Source organism: Tropicibacter alexandrii (assembly GCF_003667315.2).
GTDB lineage: Bacteria > Pseudomonadota > Alphaproteobacteria > Rhodobacterales > Rhodobacteraceae > Tropicibacter > Tropicibacter alexandrii.
The window spans coordinates 16,070-40,280 of the sequence record NZ_RCTZ02000006.1 but is presented as its reverse complement, the minus strand read 5'-3'; the positions used below and the strand labels follow the sequence as shown (position 1 = coordinate 40,280).

31 protein-coding genes are annotated in these 24,211 nt (G+C 64.8%); 18 read left to right on the top strand and 13 right to left on the bottom strand.

Translation table 11 applies throughout. The annotated features are described in order from the left end of the window. Window positions 1-55: 55 nt before the first annotated feature. From D8Z78_RS09495 to D8Z78_RS09475, 5 genes are all read right to left on the bottom strand, one after another. Window positions 56-616 carry a F0F1 ATP synthase subunit B gene (locus D8Z78_RS09495; RefSeq protein ID WP_121630643.1) on the bottom strand — a complete coding sequence of 187 codons (561 nt, stop codon included), beginning with the start codon at window positions 614-616 and terminating at the stop codon, window positions 56-58. 4 nt (window positions 617-620) lie between these two features. Next, window positions 621-1,184, bottom strand: coding sequence for a F0F1 ATP synthase subunit B' (locus D8Z78_RS09490; protein WP_121630644.1), 564 nt, complete (start codon window positions 1,182-1,184; stop codon window positions 621-623). 89 nt (window positions 1,185-1,273) lie between these two features. Then, on the bottom strand, window positions 1,274-1,498 hold the full coding sequence (locus tag D8Z78_RS09485) for a F0F1 ATP synthase subunit C (protein WP_121630645.1): 225 nt from the start codon (window positions 1,496-1,498) through the stop codon (window positions 1,274-1,276). 81 nt (window positions 1,499-1,579) lie between these two features. Further along, the gene (locus D8Z78_RS09480) at window positions 1,580-2,350 is read right to left on the bottom strand and encodes a F0F1 ATP synthase subunit A (RefSeq protein ID WP_121630646.1); all 771 of its coding nucleotides are present in this window, start codon (window positions 2,348-2,350) and stop codon (window positions 1,580-1,582) included. Continuing rightward, complete coding sequence (locus tag D8Z78_RS09475; protein WP_121630647.1) at window positions 2,340-2,687, bottom strand: AtpZ/AtpI family protein; 348 nt, start codon at window positions 2,685-2,687, stop codon at window positions 2,340-2,342. Before D8Z78_RS09475 ends, D8Z78_RS09480 begins: the two co-directional genes overlap by 11 nt. Before the next feature lie 460 nt (window positions 2,688-3,147). Between D8Z78_RS09475 and D8Z78_RS09470 the strand changes: the two genes are divergently transcribed. After that, the gene (locus tag D8Z78_RS09470) at window positions 3,148-4,014 is read left to right on the top strand and encodes a hypothetical protein (RefSeq protein WP_121630648.1); all 867 of its coding nucleotides are present in this window, start codon (window positions 3,148-3,150) and stop codon (window positions 4,012-4,014) included. Continuing rightward, window positions 4,011-4,355 carry an ArsR/SmtB family transcription factor gene (locus D8Z78_RS09465; RefSeq protein WP_121630649.1) on the top strand — a complete coding sequence of 115 codons (345 nt, stop codon included), beginning with the start codon at window positions 4,011-4,013 and terminating at the stop codon, window positions 4,353-4,355. The genes D8Z78_RS09470 and D8Z78_RS09465 overlap by 4 nt, the downstream gene beginning before the upstream one ends. Before the next feature lie 23 nt (window positions 4,356-4,378). Here the strand turns inward: D8Z78_RS09465 and D8Z78_RS09460 are convergent, their stop codons facing one another. Next, on the bottom strand, window positions 4,379-5,275 hold the full coding sequence (locus tag D8Z78_RS09460; RefSeq protein ID WP_121630675.1) for a DMT family transporter: 897 nt from the start codon (window positions 5,273-5,275) through the stop codon (window positions 4,379-4,381). Window positions 5,276-5,277: 2 nt separating this feature from the next. Next, window positions 5,278-6,153 carry a LysR family transcriptional regulator gene (locus D8Z78_RS09455; RefSeq protein WP_121630650.1) on the bottom strand — a complete coding sequence of 292 codons (876 nt, stop codon included), beginning with the start codon at window positions 6,151-6,153 and terminating at the stop codon, window positions 5,278-5,280. 107 nt (window positions 6,154-6,260) lie between these two features. Between D8Z78_RS09455 and D8Z78_RS09450 the strand changes: the two genes are divergently transcribed. After that, entirely contained in the window at window positions 6,261-6,842 is a 582-nt protein-coding gene (locus D8Z78_RS09450; RefSeq protein ID WP_121630651.1) for an FMN-dependent NADH-azoreductase, read from the top strand. Between the two features lie 2 nt (window positions 6,843-6,844). On the opposite strand, the gene D8Z78_RS09445 is transcribed toward D8Z78_RS09450, so the two are convergent. Beyond that, the gene (locus D8Z78_RS09445; RefSeq protein ID WP_121630652.1) at window positions 6,845-7,471 is read right to left on the bottom strand and encodes a DUF4336 domain-containing protein; all 627 of its coding nucleotides are present in this window, start codon (window positions 7,469-7,471) and stop codon (window positions 6,845-6,847) included. Between the two features lie 256 nt (window positions 7,472-7,727). Between D8Z78_RS09445 and ffh the strand changes: the two genes are divergently transcribed. The 12 genes from ffh (at window position 7,728) to trmD (ending at window position 15,864) form a co-directional block, all read left to right on the top strand. Beyond that, window positions 7,728-9,236: a signal recognition particle protein gene (gene ffh / locus D8Z78_RS09440; protein ID WP_121630653.1), complete on the top strand. Its 1,509-nt coding sequence runs from the start codon at window positions 7,728-7,730 to the stop codon at window positions 9,234-9,236. A 79-nt stretch (window positions 9,237-9,315) separates the two neighbouring features. Further along, window positions 9,316-9,849 carry a GNAT family N-acetyltransferase gene (locus D8Z78_RS09435; protein WP_121630654.1) on the top strand — a complete coding sequence of 178 codons (534 nt, stop codon included), beginning with the start codon at window positions 9,316-9,318 and terminating at the stop codon, window positions 9,847-9,849. Between the two features lie 91 nt (window positions 9,850-9,940). Continuing rightward, entirely contained in the window at window positions 9,941-10,471 is a 531-nt protein-coding gene (locus D8Z78_RS09430; protein WP_121634111.1) for a GNAT family N-acetyltransferase, read from the top strand. Then, a complete protein-coding gene (locus D8Z78_RS09425) occupies window positions 10,468-10,968 on the top strand; it encodes a GNAT family N-acetyltransferase (RefSeq protein ID WP_121634060.1) in 501 nt (166 codons plus the stop codon). Before D8Z78_RS09430 ends, D8Z78_RS09425 begins: the two co-directional genes overlap by 4 nt. Next, a complete protein-coding gene (locus tag D8Z78_RS09420; protein WP_240672064.1) occupies window positions 10,965-11,558 on the top strand; it encodes a GNAT family N-acetyltransferase in 594 nt (197 codons plus the stop codon). The genes D8Z78_RS09425 and D8Z78_RS09420 overlap by 4 nt, the downstream gene beginning before the upstream one ends. Window positions 11,559-11,592: 34 nt before the next feature. After that, window positions 11,593-12,198, top strand: a complete 606-nt coding sequence (locus D8Z78_RS09415; RefSeq protein ID WP_121634062.1) for a GNAT family N-acetyltransferase — start codon at window positions 11,593-11,595, stop codon at window positions 12,196-12,198. Then, window positions 12,191-12,493 (top strand): chorismate mutase, encoded by a 303-nt coding sequence (locus D8Z78_RS09410; RefSeq protein WP_121634064.1) that lies wholly within the window; start codon window positions 12,191-12,193, stop codon window positions 12,491-12,493. The genes D8Z78_RS09415 and D8Z78_RS09410 overlap by 8 nt, the downstream gene beginning before the upstream one ends. A 55-nt stretch (window positions 12,494-12,548) precedes the next feature. Continuing rightward, a complete protein-coding gene (rpsP, locus tag D8Z78_RS09405; protein WP_121634066.1) occupies window positions 12,549-12,905 on the top strand; it encodes a 30S ribosomal protein S16 in 357 nt (118 codons plus the stop codon). Between the two features lie 84 nt (window positions 12,906-12,989). After that, window positions 12,990-13,127 (top strand): hypothetical protein, encoded by a 138-nt coding sequence (locus D8Z78_RS24585; protein ID WP_164932932.1) that lies wholly within the window; start codon window positions 12,990-12,992, stop codon window positions 13,125-13,127. Between the two features lie 4 nt (window positions 13,128-13,131). Beyond that, window positions 13,132-13,638: a ribosome maturation factor RimM gene (gene rimM / locus D8Z78_RS09400; RefSeq protein WP_121634067.1), complete on the top strand. Its 507-nt coding sequence runs from the start codon at window positions 13,132-13,134 to the stop codon at window positions 13,636-13,638. Window positions 13,639-13,906: 268 nt separating this feature from the next. Further along, window positions 13,907-15,028 carry a hypothetical protein gene (locus tag D8Z78_RS09395; RefSeq protein WP_121634069.1) on the top strand — a complete coding sequence of 374 codons (1,122 nt, stop codon included), beginning with the start codon at window positions 13,907-13,909 and terminating at the stop codon, window positions 15,026-15,028. Window positions 15,029-15,066: 38 nt separating this feature from the next. Next, window positions 15,067-15,864, top strand: a complete 798-nt coding sequence (trmD, locus tag D8Z78_RS09390) for a tRNA (guanosine(37)-N1)-methyltransferase TrmD (protein ID WP_121634071.1) — start codon at window positions 15,067-15,069, stop codon at window positions 15,862-15,864. Here the strand turns inward: trmD and D8Z78_RS09385 are convergent, their stop codons facing one another. After that, window positions 15,865-17,085 carry a flagellin N-terminal helical domain-containing protein gene (locus D8Z78_RS09385; RefSeq protein ID WP_121634073.1) on the bottom strand — a complete coding sequence of 407 codons (1,221 nt, stop codon included), beginning with the start codon at window positions 17,083-17,085 and terminating at the stop codon, window positions 15,865-15,867. Window positions 17,086-17,413: 328 nt separating this feature from the next. Here D8Z78_RS09385 and rplS point away from each other — a divergent pair, with 328 nt between their 5' ends. Together rplS and rpmE are read left to right on the top strand one after the other, a co-directional pair. Next, entirely contained in the window at window positions 17,414-17,794 is a 381-nt protein-coding gene (gene rplS, locus D8Z78_RS09380; protein WP_121634075.1) for a 50S ribosomal protein L19, read from the top strand. A gap of 12 nt (window positions 17,795-17,806) precedes the next feature. Beyond that, entirely contained in the window at window positions 17,807-18,028 is a 222-nt protein-coding gene (rpmE, locus tag D8Z78_RS09375) for a 50S ribosomal protein L31 (RefSeq protein WP_121634077.1), read from the top strand. Between the two features lie 19 nt (window positions 18,029-18,047). Here the strand turns inward: rpmE and D8Z78_RS09370 are convergent, their stop codons facing one another. Continuing rightward, window positions 18,048-19,400 carry a sensor histidine kinase gene (locus D8Z78_RS09370; RefSeq protein ID WP_121634079.1) on the bottom strand — a complete coding sequence of 451 codons (1,353 nt, stop codon included), beginning with the start codon at window positions 19,398-19,400 and terminating at the stop codon, window positions 18,048-18,050. A 148-nt stretch (window positions 19,401-19,548) separates the two neighbouring features. Next, window positions 19,549-20,340: a peptidoglycan recognition protein family protein gene (locus D8Z78_RS09365; protein ID WP_121634081.1), complete on the bottom strand. Its 792-nt coding sequence runs from the start codon at window positions 20,338-20,340 to the stop codon at window positions 19,549-19,551. Window positions 20,341-20,491: 151 nt separating this feature from the next. Here D8Z78_RS09365 and D8Z78_RS09360 point away from each other — a divergent pair, with 151 nt between their 5' ends. Then, a complete protein-coding gene (locus D8Z78_RS09360; protein WP_121634083.1) occupies window positions 20,492-21,841 on the top strand; it encodes an aminotransferase class III-fold pyridoxal phosphate-dependent enzyme in 1,350 nt (449 codons plus the stop codon). A gap of 173 nt (window positions 21,842-22,014) precedes the next feature. On the opposite strand, the gene D8Z78_RS09355 is transcribed toward D8Z78_RS09360, so the two are convergent. Both D8Z78_RS09355 and D8Z78_RS09350 read right to left on the bottom strand, forming a co-directional pair. Then, entirely contained in the window at window positions 22,015-23,556 is a 1,542-nt protein-coding gene (locus tag D8Z78_RS09355) for an alanine/glycine:cation symporter family protein (RefSeq protein ID WP_121634085.1), read from the bottom strand. A gap of 10 nt (window positions 23,557-23,566) precedes the next feature. Continuing rightward, on the bottom strand, window positions 23,567-24,001 hold the full coding sequence (locus D8Z78_RS09350) for a universal stress protein (protein WP_121634086.1): 435 nt from the start codon (window positions 23,999-24,001) through the stop codon (window positions 23,567-23,569). Window positions 24,002-24,211 lie beyond the last annotated feature (210 nt).

The window sequence follows — 24,211 nt, the reverse complement described above, 5'->3', positions numbered from 1 at the left end:
AAAGGCCCGACCGTGATGGCCGGGCCGCATTCTTGGGCTGCATGAACCGGACAGGTCAGTGCAGCTTTGCACCCACCGTGGCAATCGCCTCGTCGATCAGCTTCGACTGATCCGCAGCGGTCATCTGGTCGGCCACCACGTCCTTGGCGGCCGCAATGGCGACGGTGATCGCACTGTCGCGCACCTCCCGCACAGCCGAGGCCTCGGCAGACGCGATCTGGCTTTCGGCAGCGGCCAGACGACGGGCGATCGACTCTTTCATGTCGGCCTTGGCCTGCTCGGCGGCAAGTTCGGCCTCCTGCTTGGCGTGGGCAACGATGCGGTCGGCCTGATCCTGCACTTCACGCTGCTTGCGCTCGTACGAGGCCAGCAGGGTCTGAGCCTCTTCGCGCAGGGCCCGGGCCTCGTCGAGGTCGGACTGGATGCCGGCAGCGCGCTTGTCGAGCAACCCGCCGAGCAGGCCGGGCACCTTGAAGTAGACGAGCACGGCCAAGAACACGAGGAAGCCGAGCAGAACGATGAAGTCCGTGTTCCCGAGCGAAAAGAACGGCCCGGATGCCGCAAAGGCCGGGCTTGCGGCCAGAGTGGCGAGTGCGATCGCGGAAAACTTGCGCATGGCCTTATCCTTTCAACCGGTTCGAAACGGCGTTGGCGATCTTGGCGTCATCCGCCTTGCCACCCAGCGCAGCCACGAGGGCGGCGGCCGTTTCCTTGGCGACGATTTCGACGTTTTCCATGGCCGAAGCACGGATGGCAGAGATTGCCTTTTCCGATTCAGCCGCCTTGGCAGAGATTGCCTCGTCAGCCTTGGCCATTTCGGCGTCGAGATCCGCCTTGATGTCGTCGCGCGTCTTTTGCGCAATCGCCTGTGCCTGTGCACGGGCATCCGCTAGCGCCTGCTGGTAAGCCGCTTCGGACTCTTCAGCCTTGCGCTTCAGCTCTTCGGCTGCGGCGATGTCGTTTGTGATCGTGCCCTGACGCTCGGCCAGAACGGATGCGATGCGGGGCAGCGCGATCTTGGCGAGGATCAGGTAGATGACCACCAGAGTGATGACCAGCCAGAAAACCTGGTTGCCAATCCACTCGCCGCAAAGCTGCGGCATCCCAACGGCAGAGCCATGGGAATCCACACAGGCGCTGGCGGCAGCGGCCGCGTTTTCGGCTCCGTGAGTTTCGGTCGCCATGTTGTCCTCCGTCGGAACGTTTGTCTTTCGATCGGGCGGTCTGGCCTTGGCCGGACCGCCCGCGCGTAAGGATCAGTTGGTTCCGTGGATTAGACGGCGAACATCAGCAGCAGGGAGACCAGGAACGAGAAGATGCCCAGGGCTTCTGCGAATGCGATGCCGATGAAGAGAGTAGCAGTCTGCGAAGCAGCTGCGGAGGGGTTGCGCAGTGCGCCGGCAAGGAAGTTGCCCGCAACGTTGCCCACACCGATTGCGGCTGCGCCGGAACCGATTGCTGCCAGGCCTGCGCCGATGTGTGCCAGATCGCCTTCCATGATGAATCTCCTTACGATTTGGAAGTTGGGTATGTTGGGTGTCTTCGGGGTAGGATGGGTGATCACCCATCCTACTTGAACTCAGTGATGCGGATGCAGTGCGTCCTTCAGGTAGACGCAGGTCAGGATGGTGAACACGTAGGCCTGGATGAAGGCCACGAGGACTTCCAGACCGTACATCGCCGTGATCGCCAGAACCGAGATCGGCGAGATCGCTGCGATGGCGGCAAAGCCTGCGAACACCTTGATCACCGCGTGGCCTGCCATGACGTTGCCAGCAAGACGAATGGAGTGGCTGACCGGACGCACGAAGTAGGAGATCAGTTCGATGATCGCCAGGATCGGGCGCAGCGCCAGCGGCGCCGACGAGACCCAGAACAGGCCGAGGAACGACGCGCCGTTCTTGACGAAGCCAAGGATGGTCACCGTCAGGAAGACGGCCAGCGCCAGCACCACCGTCACGGCGAAGTGCGAGGTTGTGGTGAACGACATCGGGATCAGCCCGAGGAAGTTCGCCGTCACGATGAACATGAACAGGGTCATGATGTAGGGGAAATACTTCAGCCCGTCCTTGCCGGTCACGTCCTCAACCATCTTGTGCACGAAGCCGTAGGCGAGTTCGGCAACCGACTGCGAGCGGCCCGGAACCACGGCGCGGCGCGAGGTGCCCAGCACCATCATCACGAAGATCGCGAGGATCGCGAGCGCAAGCCACAGCGTCACGTTGGTGATGGTGAACATGCCCACGTCGCCATGGCCGAAGAGCGGCTTGACGATGAACTGGTCCATCGGGTGGAAAACCAGGCTGCTGCCCTCTGCTGCCGCCTCTGCGCCGTGCGTTTCAGTCGCCATTCTTGTTCCCCTCGTCCCCGCCTGTCTTGGGCGGCATTTCCGTCTGTCTCTGGACCTCTTTCGCGGTGCGCAACATGACGTTGATCCCCGCGGCGACGCCCAGCAATGTAAACAGCACCATGAGCCACGGGGTGGTGCCGAACAGCCAGTCCAGCCCGTAGCCGATGCCAAAGCCGATCCCGAGACCGGCCACCATCTCTGTCACCATCCGCCAAGCGATTTGCGCTTGGGAGTAGTGCTCTTCCTGATGGGCCTTGTCCGCCTTGTTGGCGGCCTTGTGTGCCGCCAGCTTTGCTTCCAGCTCTTGCATCTGTCGCTTCGGATCAGGATCGCTCACTGCAACAGGCCCCTTCGGAGTTCGACGCTTTGCTATGCGCAGGGAGCGTCCGAGTCAACAACGCGATAATCGGGCTTAATACATGCCTAAAAGATTGATAAAAAATGGCTTTTCATATGGCGCTCAGCCGCCGGCCATTCGGTCGCAGGCCGGTAGGAGGCTGATATCGCTGCATTTGCATATTCAACCAAGTGGTTGATGTTGACTCCGCCCTGCGAGGCGGTGCGGGATTCATCCAGCCTTTACCCGGAAATGTCATGCAAGGCTCGTGGCCCGAACATGGCCGCAAAAGCTTCGCCTTGCTGCCCAACCCCCGCCGGGTTTGCAAGTCAAGGCTGACGCGACAATCGACGTTAACCAACCGTTAGGAAGTCTCCGTGCCTGCCTTTGCGCCCCGTCGGGAACCGAACTGTCCTGCAACCGTTTATCCCGGGCATTTCACTTGCGGGACCTGCACCCAATGACGCGCGCTCTTGCCCTTCGCGGCTATCAATTCTGGCTTTGCGCAACCTTGGTCGCGCTGTCCTGCTATCTCTTCGCCGTGGCGCCGCCCTCCGGGCTGGAGATCTCCCTTGGCCTTTTGCCGAGCCTCGTGCCGACCTTGGTGGCGGCCATCGCATGTCTTCTGGCTGTTGAAAAGGTGCTGCGCCTTGTCGGTCTGCCGCACGCCCGCAATGTCGCCTTGGCGAGTGTCGCCGCTTTGGCCCTGCTGCCGGGCCTCGCCCTGCGTCCCGCCGCGCAGGCCGAGGCGCGCGCCCTTCAAACACAGGATATCCCGCCGATCGTGCAGCGCCCCGCCGCGCAGATCGCGCTGGTGGATGGGTCGACGGGCTGCGGATCCGGATGCCGGATGCTGCTGGAGGCCGGGGCCTATGCCGTCTTCGTCCCCGACAGCCGCGCCGAGGTCAGCACGCTGGCGCAGGACATGCCGGGCCGAAGCTTTCGTCTGGGCGTGTGTGGCGAAACCGCCTGCCTGACCGAGCGCCCCGCCACCTTGTCAGAAACCGATATCGCCCTGTGGACCCGGCTGGAGCAGGCAGATGGCGACTGGACCCGGCGCAGCCTGCGCACCTCGGTCCTGCGCCAAGCCGAAGGCGAATGGCAAGTGACGGCGCAGGACACGGCCGTCGAATACCGCCAACCCGGCCTGCCGATCCTGACCCGATCGGACCCGGCATCGCTGATGCCCGACCTCTTGACGCGCACCGCTTGGCTGCCGGGCAGGCTCGGTCTCGATCAGGTCGATCGCGTCTCCGGGGCGTTCGACCTGCGCCCGCAACTTGCGCGCTTGACCGCTCAGGATGCGGGGGATACGCCAGACGGGTGAGCCAGACCCTAGACATCGTCTTTGCCGCCCTCGCGGACCCGACACGCCGCCGCATCCTGTCGATGCTGCTGGAGGATGACATGGCGGTGACCGACGTGGCCGAGCCGTTCGAGATGTCGCTGGCGGCGATCTCCAAACATCTCGTCGTGCTGACCAATGCGGGCCTCATCAGTCAGGAAAAACGCGGTCGGGTGAAATGGTGCAAGCTAGAACCGGACGCGCTGCGCGATGCGTCCGTCTGGATGCAGGGCTTCGGTCAATTCGAGCCGGTGAACCTCGACGCCTTCGAGCGGTTCTTGGAACGGGAGCTGGCCGACGACGCGGAACGCGACATAAAGTAGGATGGGTGCGCACCCATCCTACCCTAGGCAACCGCGACCCTCTCCTCATCCTTGAGCAACATCAGCAGCGACAGCGCGGTTAGCGCCACACCGGGCAAGATCAAGGCCGGTGGCACACCATGGCCCAGCGCCACTTCCCACAGGATCACCCAGCTGGGCACGATATAGGTGTAGGCCATCACCTTGGCCGAAGGCAGCCGCAGCGTCGCGTAGCGCAGGCACATGAACGTCACCGCCGTCGCCAGCAACGCCACGTACAGGATCGTCACCCAGACGATACCCGGCAGCGCCGCCCAGTCCGTCTGCACCAGCTTTGGTCCCGACAATACGATCAGGATCACCGCGCCCGCGCTCAGCACCCCGGCGTTGAAGGCGAACGCGCCCTCCCCCCGGCTGAGTTTGCGCAGCACGGGCGAGTAGAGCGCATGCGCGATGCACCCCCAGAAATAGACCGCCTCGCCCCGCCCGACCTCGAAGCGCACGAGCGCCGACAGGTCGGCGTCGAAAATCACCCATAGCGCGCCCACCCCGCCGATCACGATCGCAATCGCCATGCGCGGCGTCGTCACCTGCCGCAAAAGGATGTAGCCGAACACCGCCGTCAGCGCCGGGTTCAGCGTGAACACCGCCGCCATGCTGACCGGCTCCGCCGTCTTCAGCCCCTCGAACATCGTGACGAAATAGATGGCAAACAGACCGGCCAGCACGAAATAGCGCCATGGCGCGTCAAAGACCGCCCGGCCGACCCCTCCGGTCGTCAGCGCCAGCCCCCACAACACGATCGCCCCGATGACGAAGCGCGCGGCGTTCAGCACCATCGGATCGATGTAGGGCGCAGCCATCCGGCCGAGCGAGAACGACCCGGCGACAAGAGCGGCAAACACCATCATCGCCGCGTGGCCTTTCAGATGCGGGCTTATGGCTAGCCCTCCTCGTCGGCAAAGGATTTGAGGTGCCGCACGAAGGCCTGAACCTTGGCGGTGCGGTGCAGATCCACATGGGTCACCAGCCATAGCGGCGACGTCCATTCGTCGCGCGGGGGCATGACCTGCACGAGATCGGGGTGCTGTGTCGCCTCGCGCACCCCGAAGAAGCCGATCCCCGCGCCCGCCAGCACCGCGGCCTCCATGATCCGCGTGTCCATCGCGCGGAACACGATCCGGTCGGGCGACACATGACCGTGCAACCAGCGCAAGAAGGGCGCGCGTGTCTCGGCATCGTCATGGCTGACGAAATGATGCTCCCGAAGCGCCTCTTCGCTGTCCGGCATCCCCATCCGCTCGACATAGGCGCGGCTCGCGTAAAGGGCGATCTGTTCGCGCGCGAAGGGCTGGACCACGTTGTCGGGTTCCTGCGGCGCCGCACCGGCGCGCAACGCCACATGCGCCTCGCCATATTGCAGGCGGAACAGGCGGTCGCCGGTTAGCAGACGGACGGTCACCTCGGGATATTGCGCGCGAAACGAGGTCAGCGCCGGCACCAGCAGCGGCGCGAAGGCCACGAGCGAGGTCACCACCAATTCCCCCGATACGTCGTTGCCGCGCCCCTTGATCCGCCCTTCGAGTTGGGCGAACTGGTCGTCGGTCGCCTGCGCCACGCGGAGCAGGTCCTGCCCGGCCTCGGTTGCGGTGTAGCCGCGCGCATGACGCTGGAACAGCTTGACGCCGAGCCGGCCTTCGAGCGCGTCGATATGGCGGATCACCGTGGCATGATGCACGCCCAGCGCCTCGGCCGCGCCGCTGACCGTGCCCAGCCGCGCCACCTGATAGGCGGTGCGGATTTCGTCCCAGTTGTCCATCACATCCTCTGTGCGTCACCTCACATATCCCGTTCATTCATCTGCATTGCGTTCAAAGATGCAAGAGCCGATCTGAAAGGCACACCCTTACGGAAAGGCTCCTTACCATGACACAGACCTTGCTGCGCATCGACGCGTCTGCCCGGACCGAAGGGTCCGTCAGCCGCGGTCTCGCCGACGACATCGCCCAACGGCTTAACCCCGCGCAGACGTTGACGCGCGACCTGTCCGGCGGCCTGCCGCAGATCGATGCCAACTGGATCGCCGCCAATTTCTCCCCGGAGGAAGAGCGCAGCGCAGACCAGCGCGCCACGCTGGCCTTGTCGGACGAGCTGGTGGCGGAGCTGAAACAGGCCGACACCCTGCTGATCGCCGTGCCGATCTACAATTTCGGCGTGCCCTCCGCGCTCAAGGCATGGGTCGACATGGTCGCCCGCGCCCGCCTGACCTTTCGCTACACCGAGAACGGCCCCGAAGGCCTGTTGACCGGCAAGCGCGCGATCCTCGTGATGGCTTCGGGCGGCACCGAGGTTGACGGCGCAATCGACTTTGCCACCCCTTGGCTGCGCCACGTGCTGGGCTTCATGGGGATCACCGATGTGCAGGTCGTGCGCTCGGACCGGCAGATGGTCGATCCGGATGCCTCGGCGCAGCGCGCCGCACAGGATATCGAGGCGCTCGCCGCCTGAGATCAAAGGCGCAAGGGGGCAAAGGCACGGGCCAGCACCCGCCCTGCCCCTTGCGTCACCGGCGGGCCATGGGCGATCACCAGCCGCTCGGTCGGCCAGCCGAGGACGGTGCGCAGGGCATCGCGCGCCCCGGGGCGCAACGCCATGCGAAACTTGCGCGGCATCTGCGGCACATCACCCGTCATATTGTCCAGCCGGGCGACCACGCCGCGCCAACCGGCATACCAATCGCGCGGCATCTGTTGCAGCAAGTCGCAGATCAACACCGTTCCGCTGGCGTGGTGAAAGAACACCGTTTCGTCGGCAATCCGGTTGGGCACGATCACATGCGAGATTTCCGCGCCGGGTGGCACGACGTCGAAATTCGGCCCCCAGACACAGGCCTTGGGATAGGCCGCCTGCCAATCCTTGATCCATGTGTCATGCAGAGGGGAAGGCTGGACGATATGCTGAACCTCACCCAAGGCCGCGACCGAGGCCTGCAAATCCGGCAGCGCCACCGGCGACCAGACCCACAGCCCGCCATCAGAAAGCCGGATCACCGCCATGCGCGTCGAGTATTGAAACCCAAGCGCCGCCGTGACGACCGGCCCGTCAAACAGCCAGACATTGTCGGCAAACTGTTCCATGCGCCCAGTTTGACAGATGGGGCGCGGCGCTCAACCCCATATTTCCTTGACTCATCGGTCTGGCTGGCGTAACTGCCGCCCAAACATCCGGAAGCGTCAGCCTTCCGGTCCCATGGCCATTGGCCGGGATCGCCCCCCGTCAGCGAGGATTCGCCCACGGGGGCCGCACCCTATTGGTCAGCCTTCGGGATTTGCGACACGCGCCGCGCCTCCTTATCTGGGGGGTATGGGAACCGATAGAAAAGGGGCACTGCCCATGTTCGAGAATCTGTCAGAACGCCTTGGCGGCGTGTTCGACCGGCTGACCAAGCAGGGCGCGCTGTCCGAGGATGACGTCAAGACCGCCCTGCGCGAGGTCCGCGTCGCGCTCCTTGAGGCCGACGTGTCGCTGCCCGTCACCCGGCAATTCGTCAAGGCGGTGGAAAAGAAAGCCACCGGCGCCGCCGTCACCAAATCCGTCACCCCCGGCCAGCAGGTCGTCAAGATCGTCCATGACGAATTGATCGCCGTGCTGGCGGGCGAGGGCGAACCCGGCAAGCTCAAGGTCGACAACCCGCCCGCGCCGATCCTGATGGTCGGCCTACAGGGCGGCGGCAAGACGACGACCACCGCCAAGCTGGCCAAACGGCTGAAAGAGCGTGACGGGAAAAAGGTCCTGATGGCCTCGCTCGACGTCAACCGCCCCGCCGCGATGGAACAGCTGGCGATCCTCGGCACCCAGATCGGCGTCGACACCCTGCCCATCATCAAGGGCGAGGACCCGGTCGCCATCGCCAAACGCGCCAAGACCCAAGCCGGTCTCGGCGGCTACGATGTCTACATGCTCGACACCGCCGGTCGCCTGTCGATCGACGAGGAACTGATGGCGCAGGTCGAGGCGGTGCGCGACGTCGCCAACCCGCGCGAAACCATTCTGGTGGTCGACGGCCTGACCGGTCAGGACGCCGTCAACACCGCCCAGAACTTCGACGACCGCATCGGGATCACCGGCGTCGTGCTGACCCGGATGGATGGCGACGGGCGCGGCGGTGCCGCCCTGTCGATGCGCGCCGTCACCGGCAAGCCGATCAAGTTCGTGGGCCTCGGCGAAAAGATGGACGCGCTCGAAACCTTCGAGCCGGACCGCGTCGCAGGCCGCATCCTTGGCATGGGCGACATCGTCGCGCTGGTCGAAAAGGCGCAACAGACGCTGGAGGCCGAGCAGGCCGAACGCATGATGAAGCGCTTCGCCAAGGGTCAGTTCAACATGAACGACCTCAAGATGCAGCTCGACCAGATGATGAAGATGGGCGGCATGGGCGCGATGATGCAGATGATGCCCGGCATGGGGAAAATGGCCAAACAGGCCGAAGCCGCCGGGATGGATGACAAGATCCTCAGCCAGCAGATCGCGCTGATCAATTCCATGACGAAAAAGGAACGCGCCAATCCGCAGATCCTTCAGGCCAGCCGCAAGAAACGCATCGCGGCAGGCGCGGGCATGGAGGTCGCCGACCTCAACAAGCTGCTCAAGATGCAGCGCCAGATGTCCGACATGATGAAGAAGATGGGCAAGATGGGCAAAGGCGGCATGCTGAAACAGGCCATGAAAGGCATGTTCGGCAAGGGCGGCATGCCCGCCGACATGGCCGGGATGGACCCCAGCCAGATGGACCCCAAAGCCATGGAAGCCGCCGCCAAACAGCTTGGCATGTCCGGAAAATTGCCCGGTCTGGGTGGCGCCGGTCTGCCCCCCGGCCTCTCCGGCCTCGGCAAGAAGAAGTGATCCCCGTTTCTTCTTGGCTCCAATACCCCCGCCGGAGGCATCCGGCCTCACCACCCGCAAAGGCCCCTGAACGACAGACATGCCCGCCCCGACGCTCCATACCCCGCGCCTGACGCTGCGCGCCCACGTGATGGCAGACCTCGAACAGCTCTGTGACCTGTTCGAGACGGATCGCGCGCGGCATATGGGCGGGCCGATCCCGCGCAAGGAAGCATGGCGCTGGCTGGCCTCCGAGGTCGCCATGTGGGACCTGATCGGCCACGGGGCCTGGGGGATCGAAACCCGCGACGGCGATTTCATCGGCCAGATCGGCATCCTGCAACCGCCGCATTTCCCGGAACGGGAACTCGGCTGGACGCTGCTGGACCACGCCGAGGGCAAGGGCTACGCCACCGAGGCCGCCACCGGAGCGCTGCACTGGGCGTGGGAGCAGGGGTTCGACACCCTCGTCTCCTACATCGATCCTGACAATGCCCGGTCCATTGCCTTGGCGACGCGTCTCGGCGCGCGCCGAGACCATGACGCTGCGCTGCCCATGGGCGAAACGCCTGAAGAAACCGCAGTCTATCGCCACCTGCCAGACCTCGACGGCAGCCCGGAGGCCTACGCATGAGCGCCCCGGTCCAAACCCGCGCCCAAGCGCCTTCGAAGGCGCTTGTCCAAGGCGCTTCGAAGCGCCTTGCCCCCTGTGGGAGGCCGTGCGCATGACATTGACGAACGCCCCGCGTCTGGAAACCAAGACCCTGATCCTGCGTGGCCCGCGCCGCGAGGATGCAGACGCCATCATCGCCTTCCTGCGCGATCCCGTGCGCGCGCACGGGTTTGGCCACTCGGAAACGCGCGGCGATGCATGGCGCTGGTTCACGCTGAATGTCGGTCACTGGCACTGGCACGGCTACGGGTATTTCATCATCGAAGACCGCGCCTCGGGCCAGCCCGCGGGCATGACCGGCATCTGGAACCCTGTGCCCTGGCCCGAGCCGGAACTCGGCTGGCTGGTCCTCGACGGGTTCGAGGGCAAAGGCGTGGCGTTCGAGGCCGCGACCCGCGCCCGCCTCTGGGCCTATCAGGACCTCGGCTTTACCACGCTGACATCCAATATCGTGCCGTCCAACGACCGGTCCAAACGCCTCGCCGCGCGGCTCGGCGCGCAGTACGAGCGCACCTATCACAACGAGCACATGGGCGAGGACGAGCTTTGGCGGCACCCTCCGGCATCGGAGGTGCTGGCATGATCCCGACCTTGACCACCGACCGGTTGATCCTGCGCGCCCCGGAGGCCAGCGATTTCGACGCGCTGTGTGCCTATTTCCGCGACCCGCGCAGCGCCTTCAACGGCGGCCCCAAAGAGCCCGTCGACGTCTGGACCATGCTGACCTCGGCGCTTGGCCAATGGCATCTGCGCGGCCACGGCCTGTGGTTCGCGCATCTGCGCGACACGGACGCGCTTGTGGGCTTTGCCGGGATTTTCCACCCCTTCGACTGGCCGGAACCGGAACTGGGCTATGGCGTCACCGCCGAGGCCGAGGGCAAGGGCATCGCCTTCGAGGCGGTGACCGCCGCGCGCGCCGGGGCCGCGCGGCTGGGCCTGACGCGCCTGCCCAGCTTCATCGCGCCCGACAATGCCCGCAGTCAGGCGCTGGCAACGCGCCTCGGCGCATCCTTCGAGACCGAGATCACCCTGCGCGACAAGCCCGCGCAGGTCTGGCGTCACCCGGAGGTGCGGCCATGAACGCCAAGGATGTCCTCGTGACCGCGCCCTGCGAAACGCACCGCCCCGGCCCCGGCGCACGCGCTGCCGCCCGGTTGGGCGGGCGCATCCCGCAGATCGACACGCGGCGTCTGCAATTGCGCGGGCCGCGCATCTATGACTTCGACGCCTTCGCCGAGATCATGACCAGCGACCGCGCCTGCTTCATGGGCGGGCCGTTCAGCCGCGAGCAGGCATGGGCCGAGTTCACGCAATACACCGCGCAATGGCTGCTGCACGGCCACGGGCTGTGGACCATCGACGCGCAGACGCGCCCCTCGGCGGGCTTCGTCACGCTGGGCTTCGAATACGACGACCCCGAGGCCGAGCTGGGCATTTTCCTGCTCGACAAGGCCGAGGGTCAGGGCATCGCCGAAGAGGCGATGATCGCCGCGCGCGACCATGCGTTTCGCGATCTCGACTGGGCCTCCGTCGTGTCCTACGTGGCACGCGACAACCAGCGCTGTCGCAAGCTGATGCGCAAGCTCGGCGCGAAACGCGACAAGGCCGCCGAAGAGGCGCTCGATGACGCAGAGACCTGCGTCTACCGGCATGTGAGGGAGGACGCATGACCGGCTTTGCACTCACGAAAAGGGAGCGCCTGTAATGGGACATCGCGACATCCCCGTCCTCACCACCAAACGGCTGATCCTGCGCGCCCCCGAGCCGCAGGATTACCCGGATTTCAAGGCCACGTTTGCCTCCTACCGCTCGCGCTTCATGGGCGGGCCGCTGAACGCCTACGAGACGTGGATGCTGTACGCGGCAGAGATCGGCCATTGGGAAATCCGCGGCTTCGGCATGTGGATGATCCACCTCGCCGAGACCGATGAGACCGTCGGCATGGCGGGCGGCTGGTGCCCCGCGAAATGGCCCGAGCGCGAAATCGCGTGGATCATCTGGCCGAACAAGGCGGGCAAGGGCTATGCGCTTGAGGCCACCGATGCCGTGCGCCGCTACTACTATGACGAGCAGGGCTGGGAGACGGCTGTCTCTTATATCGACCCCAAGAACCTCGACAGCATCCGGCTGGCCGAACGACTGGGCTGCAAGAAGGACCACGACGCGCCGTCCATCGATGGCAATGACGCGGTCTATCGCCACCCCGCGCCCGACGCCCTGCGCGGCAGCCAGACCGCCCACGGGATCGCGATGGAAATCGCGCATTACCAGGATCCCCTGTTCAAACCGAAAGGCTGGGCCATTGACTGAGACAGACGTGATTTCCCGCGCCGCGGAGCTGCTGAAAGGGCACCGCGAAAGCATCGACCGGCTTGACGCGATCCTCGTCTTCACGCTGGCCGAGCGGTTCAAGCACACACAGGCCGTGGGCGTCCTCAAGGCGCAGCACGACCTTCCCCCATCCGACCCCGCGCGTGAGGAAAAGCAGATCGCGCGGCTCCAGGATCTTGCGACCCATGCCGATCTCGACCCGGAATTCGCCAAGAAATTCCTGAACTTCGTCATTCAGGAAGTCATCCAGCACCACATGCAACACCAAGCCTGACGTAGGATGGGTGATCACCCATCCTACCCAAAGCCATCCAAAGGAGAACACACTCATGGCTATCAAGATTCGTCTCGCCCGCGGCGGTTCCAAAAAGCGCCCCTTCTATCGCATCGTTGCCGCCGACTCGCGCATGCCGCGCGACGGCCGCTTCATCGAGAAGCTGGGCACCTACAACCCGCTCCTGCCCAAGGACAGCGAAGACCGCGTTCAGATGGACGTCGAGCGCGTCCAGTACTGGCTGGGTGAAGGCGCACAGACCACCGACCGCGTCGCGCGCTTCCTCGAAGCCGCAGGCGTGACCGCCAAGAAAGAGCGCAACAACCCCAAGAAGGGCACCCCGGGCAAAGCCGCCCAGGAACGCGCGGAAGCCAAGGCTGCGAAAGCCGCCGAAGCAGCGGACGCCGAATGAATGTAGGATGGGTTTGAACCCATCCTGCTTCGGACGTCCCTCCCGGCGGGTGGCCCACCCGCCCGCCGGGGCATGACCTGATCGATGTTCCGCCTCATTCGCCTTGTTGTCCTGCTCGCGGCCACCTTCGTGGCCGGCATCGTCTTTGAACGTGGACAACAGCGCGAATCATGCGAAAACAACGGCATGATCTGGAACAGGGCGGGATATTGCTCCCGGTGACCAAATGAGCGAACTGATTTGCGTGGGGGCCATCGCCGGTGCCTTTGGCGTACATGGCGAGGTGCGGCTCAAGAGCTTCACCGCCGACCCGGCGGCCATCGCCGATTATGCGCCGCTCTGCACGGAGGATGGCGCGCAGGTCTACGACCTGCAACTCAGCCGCGAGATAAAGGGCGGCTTTGCCGCGCGCCTGACCGGCATCCGCACCAAGGAAAAGGCGGATGCCCTCAAGGGGCTTCGGCTGTTTGCACCGCGCGACCGCCTGCCCTCGCTGCCCGATGACGAATTCTACCACGCCGATCTCATCGGCCTGCACGTCGTCGATACCGGCGGCACCGAGCTGGGCCGGGTCAAGGCCGTGCACAATCACGGCGCTTCCGACCTGCTCGAACTGACCGTCCCCGGCCAGTCCAACACGGTCCTTCTGCCCTTCACCATGGACGTCGTCCCGACCATCGACCTGACCGCCGGTCGGATCGTGGCCGACCCGCCCGAGGGCCTGCTGGACTGAGCCGGCACAAAGCGACCCGACCGCATTGAGCAAAATCCGTCGACCAAGGCGCCTTCGGCAATGGGGCGCTCTCAGGGCGCGTGTCGAATCGAGACACCGCCGCAGACCGTCTGACCTAGCGTAAATCAGAAACAGTTCTTCGCGATGCGGCGGCACCCTCCCAAGGCGCGGGACAGTGGCGGCGATTTTGGGCGAAATCCACCATCATGGCGCCACATTTCCCGTCCAATTTTAGCCTCAATTGCTTAACTTTTACCGGGTTACCTGTATGCCGCATCGTTTGCTCCTCTCCGGCCTCGCAATTGGCCCGGCGCTTGCCGCGGTCGTCTTGCCCCTTCCGGTCTTGGGGACCGCCGTGACCGTGGCCATCGGCGGTGCCACGGGGATTTACGCGCTCGTCGCGTCGTTCAAGTCCACCCCCAACCCCAAAACGCGGCAGTCCCAAAGCCTTCTTCTGCCCGCAGCCCATCGGTTGGCCGATCTGCCCGATATCGAGGCCCAGCGCCGCAGTCTGAACGCAGCCCTGTCGCATCGCGACAAAAACCTCCACCTCGGCCCGCCGATCGACCGTAACGGCGCGATCGCCTGCATCTTGCGGCGCTTCCTTGCATCTTGGGCCGCCCGCGTTCCCGAAGTGCTGGCGCCCGACGAACTGGCCGATCTCTGGCTGCTCGACCAAGTGCTGCGCGCCAGCCCCGGCGATGCCGGGCGGTTGGCGCAGCTGTTCCTTGCCCCCGGTGCGATCCTCGCCCTGCGCGACGAAGTCGACCAGCTTGCCGCGAAAAGGGCGATATTCGACCGCGACCATGCCGCCTATCTCGCCACGCAGGCCCATTGGGAAAAGGTGCTGCGCGGCGACGATTCCGGATCGCTGCTGATGTCCATCCAGTCGCTCAAGGTGCCGGATATCGATCTGTGGCACCGCATCGTGCTGGAACACGATCCCGGCGATCCCCAGCAGCGGGCCGCTGCCCTGTGGTGCCTGCGCCAGCGTGGCTGCGACCGCGCGACGGTGGCCGCCTATCTGGCCTTCCTCGCTGCAGATGGCCGCCTTCAGGCCGCCGCGCGGCTTGGCGACGAGGTTTACCTCGACACGGTGCATGACATCATCGAGCGTTGGAATGCCGGGTTCTACCGGGTCGCCGAACTGGCCCTCAGCCCGGTCGATGCGGTGGCAGGGGATGCGCCACGCATGACCGCGACGCTGGACGAACTGGCCCGCCTGACCGGGCAGCGCCGCTGGCCCGACCCGCATGGGGTCTTTACGGACTATCCGGGGCGCGCCCCCGGTCTGCGCAGCAACTGGTCCTTGCGGGACGGCAGCCTGACCGAAGCCCCCCGGTTGCGGGATTATGTCGACCTGCCGGAGCGGGCCATCGCCCGCGCTTAGGGCTGGCTTCGGATGCGACTTCGCGCTATCTGCCGCGCATGAGTGACGACACGCCGATGAAATCCCACGGCCGCAAATCCATCCGGCCGACGCTGGTGCCCAGCGACCTGATGGCCGAGCGTCCGGTTCTGGCCCGCGCTTGGGCAGCGCAGGTCATCACGCTGTTCCCCGAAGCCTTTCCTGGCGTGCTCGGCCTGTCCCTGACCGGCAAGGCGCTGAAGGACGAGCTGTGGCAGCTGTCCACCGTGAACCTGCGCGATTTCGGCATCGGCAAGCATCGCAATGTCGACGATACCCCCGCCGGGGGCGGCGCCGGCATGGTGCTGCGCCCCGACGTGATGGGCGCCGCGATCGAGCATGCCCGCGCCCGCATGCCCGCCGCCGCCCCGCTGATCTACCTGTCGCCGCGCGGCGCGCCGTTCTGTCAGCCGATGGCCCGCGAATTGGCGACGCGCCCCGGCGTAACCCTGATCTGCGGCCGCTTCGAGGGGCTCGACCAACGGGTGATCGACCATTACGGCATCACCGAGGTCTCGATGGGCGATTTCGTCCTGACCGGGGGAGAATTGCCGGCCATGGCGCTTCTGGATGCCACGATCCGCCTGCTGCCGGGTGTGCTGGGCAATGCCGACTCGACCGAAGAGGAATCCTTTTCCGACGGGTTGCTGGAACACCCGCAATACACCCGCCCCGCAGACTGGAAGGGCCACGCGATCCCCGACGTGCTGATGTCGGGCCATCACGGCAACGTCGCCAAGTGGCGCCGCGCCCAGTCCGAGGCGCTGACCAAGGCCCGCCGCCCCGACCTGTGGGCGCAGCACCGGGACAAGGGCTGATTACTCGAACAAGCTGAGCAGGTGTTCCGGCGCGGCATTGGCGATCGACAGCGCCTGCCCCGCCAGTTCGCCCTGCACCTGCAAAGCCTGCTGCTGGGCCTGCGCCTCTTCCAGATCCGCGTCGACCAATGCCCCGATGCCCGATTTCAACGCATCCGCCAGATGCGAGACAAAGGCGCGTTGCGTGTCGATCCGGTTGCTGACGGTCCCGAACTCGGCCGCAGCCGCGGTGGCATGGTCGAGCTTGCGCTCGATGATATGCAGGGAGGCGCGCGCAAGCCCGGCATCGGCCACGCTGACATGGTTCAGAAGCGACAGCCGCCCCGGCACCCGCGTCTGCGCCGTGGGCGTGCCAAAGCGCACGATCTCGAGGTCCACATCCGTCAAGGTGATCGCCGTGTCCCCGGTATTGGTGGCATAGATTTGCGTGCCCGTCGCCGTGGTGCTGTAGTCGAAGGCAAAGGACAGCCCGAGCGCCTTTGCGGCAAATTCCATCCCGTCGCGAATGTCGCGTATCGTCTGCGCGTGATCGCCGCCATGGCCGAAGACGACGGGCCGGGGCAGCGGCAACCCGGCCAACCCGTTCATGCGAAACAGGGTGCCCGGCGTCTCGGTGTCCTGAACGCGCCCCAGAAGACGCCGATCCCCGGCAGCAATCGTCCGGCCGATTCCGGTGGTGTTCCAACCGGTCGCCTCCTCCTCGTGCAGCGAAAGGTCCTGCTTGGCCACGCTGATCCAGCGCGCCTCGACCCCTTGGACATCGCGGTCGAGCGAGGCCAGCAACGCGGTGTCCGCCCCCCGCTCGGGAAAGGTATGGTCGACGAGGTTCAGCCCGTTGAACTGCGCCGCCGCGACAAGCTGCGAGATCTGATCGCGCAGCGCGTCGATATCGGCCCCCAGCTTGGCGCGGTCGACATTCTCCTGCGCCCCGGCGATCACCTTTGCCTTCATGTCGGCAATCAGGTCGACCACGGTTTCCGAGGCCTGCCCGGCCACCGCAACCGTCGCCGCGCCCAGCGACAGCGCGTCATTGATCTGGTCGAAGGCCGCCGCATCGGACTGCATCACCTTCGAGATGGCCCAGACCGCGGCATCGTCGCGGGCGGTGGCGACAGCCATGCCCGTTCCGACCATGGACTGGACGTCATCCTGCGCGTCGCGCACATGCCGCAACACGCGCAACGCGGTCATCGCCCCTGAATTTGTCAATATGCTCGACATGCCATCGTCTCTCGTGCGCAGGGGCACCTTAGATCGGACTGATTAAGCAAGTGTTTTCATAAAACTGGATCGAACGGCTTCGGCGTGCGGCCATGGCGCCGCGCAGCCGCCTCAACGCCGGAAATGCCTTGATCACGGGGCGCAAGCAGCGTATCAGCCGCCCATCGGAAGGCATCGGGGCGACTCGGTGCCGTTTGATATTGGTGCCGGCCCTTTTCGGCCGTCATCGCAACAAAGAACAGCTGGCTACCCTTCGCACCAACCGGCGCCAAGGCACTGGGCAGACATCACCCGCGGGCAAACCGCGAGTAGCATAGGAGATGATCAGATGGACCTGATCGCACAGATCGAAGCGGAGCAGATCGCTGCGCTGGGGAAAGAAATCCCCGACTTCAAACCCGGCGACACCATCCGCGTCGGGTTCAAGGTGACCGAAGGCACCCGGACCCGTGTGCAGAACTACGAAGGCGTCTGCATCAGCCGCAAGAACGGCAAGGGCATCGCGGGTTCGTTCACCGTTCGCAAGATTTCCTTTGGTGAAGGCGTGGAACGTGTGTTCCCGCTGTATTCCACCAACATCGAATCCATCGAGGTCGTCCGCCGTGGCCGCGTCCGTCGCGCCAAGCTGTACTACCTGCGTTCGCGTCGCGGCAAGTCGGCGCGTATCGCCGAGGACTCGACCTACAAGCCCCTGAAAACCAAGTCGTAAGGAGAAGACGAGATGAAAAAGGACCTGCATCCCGACTACCACCTCGTCACCGTCCGCATGACCGACGGGACCGAGTTCCAGACCCGCACCACTTGGGGCAAGGAAGGCGACACGCTCGTGCTCGACATCGATCCGACCGTGCACCCGGCATGGACCGGCGGTACGGGCCGCATCCTCGACCAGGGTGGCCGCGTGTCGAAGTTCAAGAAGAAATACGAAGGCCTCGGCTTCTGAGCCACGCCGCTTCGGACTTTCAGGAAACGCCGTCCATCTGGGCGGCGTTTTCCGTTTCCGCCCCATGTGGCTGCACGACGACGCTGCCCGGCAGGTAGACCGCAACCTCTGTGCCGTCGCGCCCGCTGCTCAGCCACAGCCCGCCCTGCGCGTCGCGCGCAAAGCCCAGCACCATCGACAAGCCAAGCCCCGTGCCCTTGCCCGGCGGTTTCGTCGTGTAGAACGGTTCGAGCACGCGTCGCAGGTGCTGCTCGGGAATACCGCTGCCGGTGTCGGCCACGCCGATCCGGGCATACCGTCCCGGGGGCAGCAGGCTGCCATCCGCCATCGGCATGGGCTGCGCCACGATCTCGAACCGGGTCGAGAGCGTCACCGTGCCGGTGTCCTCGATCGCATCGGCAGCATTGCGGACAAGGTTGATCAGCGCCGTGGTCAGCTGCATTTCATCGACGCGAACCTCGACATCCATTCCCTCGGGCACGAACCGCCAAGAGATGCGCGCGGGTATGCCCCGTTGCGCCAGTTGCATGGTCCGCGCGACCGCCGCGTTCAGCAGCACCGCCCGCCGCCGGACCGGCGCCTTGCGGGCGTAGATCAGCAGGTGGCTGACGACGGCCTCGGCCCGCTTGGCGGCGGCATGGGCTTCGCGCACGACCTCGTCGCGCTCATCGGGGTCGGGCAGCGCCTCGTACAGTTCGAGATTGCCGATGATCGCCGTCAACACGTTGTTGAAGTCATGCGCCACGCCCCCGGCCAACTGGCCGATCGCCGCCATCTTTTGCTCCTGCGCGGCGCGGCGCGCGGCGGCCTCGCCCTCCAGCCGCACCTTGCGGGCGATGAACACCGCCTGAAACATGTAGGCAGTCATCGCCACCGTCACCAGCATCGTGGCAAAGACCGCCAATTCGCCCTCGATCACCGTCATCTTGGACAAGAGGACCCAGATGATCATCGCCGACAGGATCGCGACTTCACCAAAGATCATCCACAGCATCGTGTCCGAGCGCCGGATCATGAAGGCAAAGGTCGACGCGCCCAGCACGATCCCGGAAAACACGAGCGTCGCATCCTCGGTCGTGGCCATATAAGCCGGCATCCACAGGAACGACGCGTACAGCACGAGGAACAGCACGCCCCCGATGACGCAATCCGTCTGGGTCGCGGCGTCGCGACGGGCCCTGAGGAAGGCATAGTTGATGCCATGAAGCGCCACATAGCCCAGCGACCACAGCCACGCCGACGGCCAGCCGGTATAGATGAACAGCAGCACCCCCCCGAGGCACACCCCGGCCAGCCGCACCGCGACCTCGGGCATTTCCCCGTATTCGACGGTGAACAACCGTTGCATTTCCTGTGTGCATTCTGTCGTCATTGTGCAGGGCGCTGGACCGATGGGCGAAAGGGATGATGTTCAGATGTAACAGGCAACCGACGTCGGCGGATGCTAGACGCAGGGCAGCAACGAAACAATGACCGGGATGCCGACAACTCGGCCAATTTCCGCAAAGCGGTGACGCGCCTCACATGCAATGCAGGTCAGGGTTGTCGATCAATCGAAACAGAACCGTATCAGTGACATCTCCGGCCCCGGGAAGCCCGGCAGCCACAAGCGCCTTGCGCGTCGCCGTACCCGCGATTCCGTCAGCCGCCACGTCGCATCCGCGCAAGGAAAGCTCCGTCTGAACGCTGTAGACCGTCACCCGCAGCGCCAGTTCATCCGCCTCCGCCAGCATGGTTTCGCCGGGGCAAGAGGTATTGGCATGGGCGCGATGCGGCTGGATCAGGTGGGTCGGCACGCGGTAGGCCCGCTGCGCCTCGGACATCACTTGGATCATCGATAGGCGGGCGGCGGGGGTCAGGCTTTCGTGGTTGAAATCGCCCAGCGCCATCACGGCGAAGTGGCCCTCGAAATCCGCGCGCTGGCTCGACCCCCATTCGGTGGACATGGTGGCAGGCTTGTATTTCACGGGCCGCGCCTTGGCGATCTCGCCACTGGGCGCGACCACGTAATGGTACGCGATCATCCCCAGCCCGGCATCGGTGGCGTGATAGTGGTTGATGTTCAGCACGCGCTGGGTGATCGACTGCGTTTGCCGCGCCCGGCTGGCCTTGGCGAAGAGATCGGCATCGCTGCCCGCAAACCCTTCGTGGTGAAAGGTGATATGGGTGATCCGGTCATGTTCCTGCGCCCGCAGCGCACCCTGATCGATCGTCTTGATCCCCGGTGCGATCTCGCCCGCGACATGCAGTTGGGCCGGTTCGGCATGGGCCAGCCCGCCCAGCAGGCAAAGGATCATCATCAAGGCACGCATCGCAAGGCTCCCAAGGTCGGCCTGCGCAGGCTACCACGTGCGCACGGCATGCGCGCCGACTTTCGCACCGCGCGCCATATTCCGCCGAAACACTGGACAGGGGGCGCGCCCGCTGGCAATTTGATCAAAAGCCTGCCGCAGGAGTCGCGCCATGAAAGACGAGAATTTTCTCAAGGAAAACAATGCCCGCCAGTTGTGGCACCCGATGGGTCACCCGGGCGATGCACAGGCCAACCCGCCCAAGATCATCAAGCGCGCCTCGGGCGTGACCATCACCGATATCGACGGCCACACGGCTGTCGACGCGGTGGGGGGCTTGTGGTGCGTCAACCTTGGCTATTCCAACGACGTGGTCAAACAGGCCATCGCCGACCAACTGCAAGAGCTGCCCTACTATTCCGCCTTCACCGGCTCCACCAACCCCTCGGCAATCGAGGCCGCCTATGCCGTGCAGGAATTCTTTGCCGAGGATGGCATGGGCCGCGTCTTCTTCACCTCGGGCGGGTCGGACAGCGTCGAAACCTGCCTGCGGCTGGCGCGCCAATATCACCGCCTGCGTGGCGAACCCACCCGGACGAAATTCCTGAGCCTCAAGAAGGGCTATCACGGCACGCATTTCGGCGGCGCCTCGGTCAATGGCAACAACCGCTTCCGCACGAAATACGAACCGCTCCTGCCGGGCTGCTTCCACCTGCCCTCGCCCTATACCTACCGCAACCCGTTCCATGAAACCGACGGCGCGCGCCTGTCCCAAATGATCGCCGAAGCGATGGAGGACGAGATCGCCTTTCAGGGCGCGAACACCATCGCCGCCTTCATCATGGAACCGATCCAAGGCGCGGGCGGCGTGATCGTCCCCGATGCCTCTTTCATGAAACTGATGCGCGACATCTGCGACCGCCACGGCATCCTGCTGATTTCCGACGAGGTCATCACCGGCTTTGGCCGCACAGGCGACTGGTCCGGCGCGCGGCATTGGGGCGTGAAACCCGACATGATGAGCACGGCCAAGGGCATCACCTCGGGCTACTTCCCCGTGGGTGCGGCGCTGATCGCCGATCACGTGGCCGAGGTGTTCGAGAAATCCGATGCCGAGGGCGCGATCTATCACGGCTACACCTATTCCGCCCACCCGGTCGGCGCGGCTGCGGTCATCGCGACACTGGCCGAAACCCAGCGTCTCGACCTGAAAACCAACGCTGCCGCGCGGGGCACGCAGCTTTATGAGGGCGTCCTGAAACTGGCCGAGAAACACGCCATCATCGGCGATGTGCGCGGTGGCCACGGCCTGATGACCGGCATCGAAATCGTCAGCGACACGGCGGCCAAGACCCCGATGGACGCCGCCACAATGGCCCGCATTCACCAGACCGCCTACGAGGCCGGCGCGATGGTCCGCCTCGGGATGCACAACATCCTGATGTCCCCGCCCCTCACCATCACCGAGGCCGAGATCGACACGATCCTCACCGCGCTGGACAAGGGCTTCGCCGCAGCCTGAGCAAACCCCGCCCCTGCTTCTTTGGTCCCCAAATACCTCGGGGGAGCGCCGCAGGCGCGGGGGCAGCGCCCCCAACCGCGCGCGCAGCGCGCGCGGGTCGACCAGCGAATGCTGGGCGAAACCAAAAAGGGGCCACCCACCGGGCGGCCCCTCTCTCGTTCGAACCGTCAAGCTCACTCGGTGAACTTCTTGATCTCCCCCGACTGCAACCGCGACATGTAGCTGTTCAGCTCGCGCTTCACGATCGGCATCAGGAAATACAGCCCGATGATGTTCACCACCGCCATGGCAAAGATCGCCGCGTCCGAGAAGTCGATCACCGGGCCAAGGTTGGCCGAGGCCCCGATCACCACGAAAAGGCAGAAGATGATCTTGAAGGTCAGCTCCTTGCCCTTGCCCTCGCCGAACAGGTAGGTCCACGCCTTCAGCCCGTAATAGGACCACGAGATCATCGTCGAGAAGGCGAACAGGATCACCGCGATGGCCAGCACCGTCGGGAACCAGCTGAACGCGCTGCCAAACGCCGCCGCCGTCAGACCGACGCCGGAATTGCCGTCCACGGTCGCAATCGCCGTGCCCGCCTCGTTCAGCATATAAAGGCCCGTCGCCTCGTCGACCATCAGCTGCTGGGTGATGATGATCACCAGCGCGGTCATGGTGCAGATCACGACCGTGTCGATGAACGGCTCCAGAAGCGAGACGAAGCCTTCGGTGATCGGTTCCTTGGTGCGCACCGCGCTATGCGCAATCGCCGCCGAGCCCACACCGGCCTCGTTTGAAAACGCCGCCCGCTTGAAGCCCTGGATCAGCGCGCCGACCATGCCGCCCGCCACACCGAGCCCGGTAAACGCCCCGGCAAAGATCTGGCCAAAGGCCCAGCCGATCATGTCGGCGTTCATCAAGATGATGATCAGGGCGGTGCCGACATAGATCACCGCCATGAAGGGCACGACCTTCTCGGTCACGCTGGCGATGGATTTCAGCCCGCCGACGATCACCACGAAGACGATGACGGCAAAGACGATTCCCGTCCAAAAACCCGGATACTCCCCCAGCACCCCGGTCAGCGCCTGATGCGCCTGGTTCGACTGGAACATGTTGCCCCCGCCCAAGGCGCCAAGGATACAGAAGATCGAGAACATCACCGCAAGGAACCCACCGCCGGGCAAGCCTCGCTCGGCAAAGCCTTTTTTCAGGTAATACATCGGCCCGCCCGACACGTGGCCGTCGGGAAACTCGTTGCGATACTTCACGCCCAGCGTACATTCAGTGAATTTCGACGCCATCCCCATCAGACCCGCAAGGATCATCCAGAAGGTCGCCCCCGGCCCGCCGATGCCGATGGCCACCGCAACACCCGCGATATTGCCCAGACCCACGGTGCCCGACAGCGCCGTGGCCAAGGCTTGGAAGTGGCTCACCTCCCCCGCGTCATCCGGGTCGGAATAGTCGCCTTTGACCAAGGCAATGGCATGGCCCGCCGCGCGGAACTGGATGAAGCCGAAATAAATGGTGAAGACCGTCGCAGCCACCACCAGCCACGCCACGATCCACGGAAAGGACGTGCCCGGAAACGGCATGAAGATCAGGTTGACGAACCAGCCGGTGGCGCTGGCAAAGCCCGCGTTGATCTGTTCGTCGATGGACTGGGCCGCGGCGCCTTGCGCGGCCATCGCCAGCCCTGCCGCCACAGCGGTGTGTTTGAAAATGGTCATGAAAACCCCCTTACGGCACAATGGTGCAAGGCACCGGCGATGTCTGGACAAGCGACCCGGCGACCGATCCGAACACCCGGCTGCCAAAGGTGGAATGGCCGTTGCGGCCGATCACAACCTGTGTGGCGCCCTCCTTCTCGGCCAGCTTGCACAGCGTCTCGGCGATATGGCCGAATTTCAGCACCGTCTCGACCGGCACGCCCGCCGCCTCGACCGATGCTTTGGCCGGGTTGACGATGGCGGTTTCGGCGCGCGCCATTTCCTCGGTCCGGCGCTGGTGGCGTTCCTCGATCTCGGTGGGGGTCAGAAAGGAATAGGGCGACCATTCAAGGACATGCGCGATCAGCACGCTGCCCCCCTGCGCCTTGGCCCGGCTCGTGGCGAAATCCAGCGCGCGTTGCGCCGTATCGCTGCCATCGAAGCCGACGATGAATTTGTCGGACATTTGCGTTCTCCCTGTTGGTCCTGATCTGCCGTCAAGGCATAGGGACAATCTACCGCAGGGAGAGCGGGCAATTTTCCGGGAATCGTTACAAAACCGTTAAGGACCGCGCGAATCTTCGGCATTTTCCGAAATATTCGGGAACATCTTCACACGAAGTTCAGGTTTCCCCCGTTTTCGTGCGCGCCAAGGCTGCGACCGCATGGCACTTTA

Bases quoted from the DNA above. Each gene is read 5' to 3' on its own strand.
- D8Z78_RS09495 (WP_121630643.1), bottom strand. From the start codon at position 616: ATGCGCAAGTTTTCCGCGATCGCACTCGCCACTCTGGCCGCAAGCCCG.
- D8Z78_RS09490 (WP_121630644.1), bottom strand. From the start codon at position 1,184: ATGGCGACCGAAACTCACGGAGCCGAAAACGCGGCCGCTGCCGCCAGC.
- D8Z78_RS09485 (WP_121630645.1), bottom strand. From the start codon at position 1,498: ATGGAAGGCGATCTGGCACACATCGGCGCAGGCCTGGCAGCAATCGGT.
- D8Z78_RS09480 (WP_121630646.1), bottom strand. From the start codon at position 2,350: ATGGCGACTGAAACGCACGGCGCAGAGGCGGCAGCAGAGGGCAGCAGC.
- D8Z78_RS09470 (WP_121630648.1), top strand. From the start codon at position 3,148: ATGACGCGCGCTCTTGCCCTTCGCGGCTATCAATTCTGGCTTTGCGCA.
- D8Z78_RS09455 (WP_121630650.1), bottom strand. From the start codon at position 6,153: ATGGACAACTGGGACGAAATCCGCACCGCCTATCAGGTGGCGCGGCTG.
- D8Z78_RS09450 (WP_121630651.1), top strand. From the start codon at position 6,261: ATGACACAGACCTTGCTGCGCATCGACGCGTCTGCCCGGACCGAAGGG.
- D8Z78_RS09445 (WP_121630652.1), bottom strand. From the start codon at position 7,471: ATGGAACAGTTTGCCGACAATGTCTGGCTGTTTGACGGGCCGGTCGTC.
- ffh (WP_121630653.1), top strand. From the start codon at position 7,728: ATGTTCGAGAATCTGTCAGAACGCCTTGGCGGCGTGTTCGACCGGCTG.
- D8Z78_RS09435 (WP_121630654.1), top strand. From the start codon at position 9,316: ATGCCCGCCCCGACGCTCCATACCCCGCGCCTGACGCTGCGCGCCCAC.
- D8Z78_RS09430 (WP_121634111.1), top strand. From the start codon at position 9,941: ATGACATTGACGAACGCCCCGCGTCTGGAAACCAAGACCCTGATCCTG.
- D8Z78_RS09425 (WP_121634060.1), top strand. From the start codon at position 10,468: ATGATCCCGACCTTGACCACCGACCGGTTGATCCTGCGCGCCCCGGAG.
- D8Z78_RS09420 (WP_240672064.1), top strand. From the start codon at position 10,965: ATGAACGCCAAGGATGTCCTCGTGACCGCGCCCTGCGAAACGCACCGC.
- D8Z78_RS09415 (WP_121634062.1), top strand. From the start codon at position 11,593: ATGGGACATCGCGACATCCCCGTCCTCACCACCAAACGGCTGATCCTG.
- rpsP (WP_121634066.1), top strand. From the start codon at position 12,549: ATGGCTATCAAGATTCGTCTCGCCCGCGGCGGTTCCAAAAAGCGCCCC.
- D8Z78_RS24585 (WP_164932932.1), top strand. From the start codon at position 12,990: ATGTTCCGCCTCATTCGCCTTGTTGTCCTGCTCGCGGCCACCTTCGTG.
- rimM (WP_121634067.1), top strand. From the start codon at position 13,132: ATGAGCGAACTGATTTGCGTGGGGGCCATCGCCGGTGCCTTTGGCGTA.
- D8Z78_RS09395 (WP_121634069.1), top strand. From the start codon at position 13,907: ATGCCGCATCGTTTGCTCCTCTCCGGCCTCGCAATTGGCCCGGCGCTT.
- trmD (WP_121634071.1), top strand. From the start codon at position 15,067: ATGAGTGACGACACGCCGATGAAATCCCACGGCCGCAAATCCATCCGG.
- D8Z78_RS09385 (WP_121634073.1), bottom strand. From the start codon at position 17,085: ATGTCGAGCATATTGACAAATTCAGGGGCGATGACCGCGTTGCGCGTG.
- rplS (WP_121634075.1), top strand. From the start codon at position 17,414: ATGGACCTGATCGCACAGATCGAAGCGGAGCAGATCGCTGCGCTGGGG.
- rpmE (WP_121634077.1), top strand. From the start codon at position 17,807: ATGAAAAAGGACCTGCATCCCGACTACCACCTCGTCACCGTCCGCATG.
- D8Z78_RS09370 (WP_121634079.1), bottom strand. From the start codon at position 19,400: ATGACGACAGAATGCACACAGGAAATGCAACGGTTGTTCACCGTCGAA.
- D8Z78_RS09365 (WP_121634081.1), bottom strand. From the start codon at position 20,340: ATGCGTGCCTTGATGATGATCCTTTGCCTGCTGGGCGGGCTGGCCCAT.
- D8Z78_RS09360 (WP_121634083.1), top strand. From the start codon at position 20,492: ATGAAAGACGAGAATTTTCTCAAGGAAAACAATGCCCGCCAGTTGTGG.
- D8Z78_RS09355 (WP_121634085.1), bottom strand. From the start codon at position 23,556: ATGACCATTTTCAAACACACCGCTGTGGCGGCAGGGCTGGCGATGGCC.
- D8Z78_RS09350 (WP_121634086.1), bottom strand. From the start codon at position 24,001: ATGTCCGACAAATTCATCGTCGGCTTCGATGGCAGCGATACGGCGCAA.